This window comes from Pedobacter jeongneungensis, from assembly GCF_000633455.1.
In the GTDB taxonomy this organism is placed as follows: Bacteria; Bacteroidota; Bacteroidia; order Sphingobacteriales; family Sphingobacteriaceae; genus Pedobacter; species Pedobacter jeongneungensis_A.
In genome coordinates this window covers 1-1097 of the sequence record NZ_AYMG01000061.1, presented here as the reverse complement: position 1 = coordinate 1097, position 1097 = coordinate 1, and the positions used below count along the sequence as shown (strand labels likewise).

1 protein-coding gene is annotated in these 1097 nt (G+C 39.2%); it reads right to left on the bottom strand.

The features are described 5' to 3' along the window. Positions 1-30: 30 nt before the first annotated feature. Entirely contained in the window at positions 31-1053 is a 1023-nt protein-coding gene (locus U859_RS0130195; RefSeq protein ID WP_025146926.1) for an IS110 family transposase, read from the bottom strand. Positions 1054-1097: the final 44 nt, after the last annotated feature.

Genomic DNA, 1097 nt, shown 5'->3' with positions numbered 1-1097 from the left:
TCGAGATGATTGTTATGATAAAAACAAATTTTAAGCAGCTATATTATAATTATTTTTATAGCTCTCTTGTTTTTTTATAACTGCAGCAATTCTGAGTGCTATTTTGTTTCTGACTGCATTAATTATGCTCATGCTATGCTTCCCTTCAGCTTTTTTTCTATTGTAATACATTTTGAATTCCTGATTATGCTGTATCAAGGATAATGCACACATATGGAGCAGCCTTTTGAGTTCTTTATTGGCCATGCGGTGTACCCTAGGTTTACCTTTGATACTTATACCGCTGGTCTGTTCAAATGGAGCAACACCTGCATAACAGGCCAGTTCTTTTCCACTAGGCTGCCCAACAAAATTTCCCGTGCAGCCAATCAAGTACACCGCCGTAACATGCCCTATACCGGGAATACTGATCAATAGTTTATAATTCCGCTTAAAATCCTGATTTCCGTTGATAATTTTTTTGATCTGATCTTCGAGGTTTTTGATTGACTTGACTATACCATCAATTGCATTTTTAAGTGCTTTTTCAATTAGTTTCTGATGTTCTTTCCCATTAACATTGCCCAGTTCTTTTACTGAGACGCTAATGCCAGACTTTTGTTTGAGCAGTTTTGTCCTCGCTGATACGAGATCTTTCAACAGCATCAGCTCGGGATCCAGGGAACTTGTAGCCCTTAGCTCATCCGCTTCCTTGAATGCATAACTGCATAAACGGATACTGTCTATCTTATCGTTCTTGCCTCTGGCTATCCCAAAACTCCATTTGATATGTGCAGCATTGCCGATGTGGATTGGCAGATTCCTGTTGCTACAGAAAGTCCATAGCAGGCGGTGATAGATCCCGGTATTTTCCATCACAACCAGAGAATCCTCATTGAATGTGAGCTTGCGCGATTTCAGCCACTTCTCAAACAGTTTTATTCCTGATGCAGTGTTGTCAAAGCGTGTAGTTTCCATCTCCTGTTTCACATGGTTTACAACGGCCATCAATGCAACATCAAAGTGCGGTTTGGAAACATCGATCCCGATAAAAAATTTTGTAGTAACAATCACCCTGTTATTTTTTTATGTTTGCAATAGTTACCTAAATTTTACCC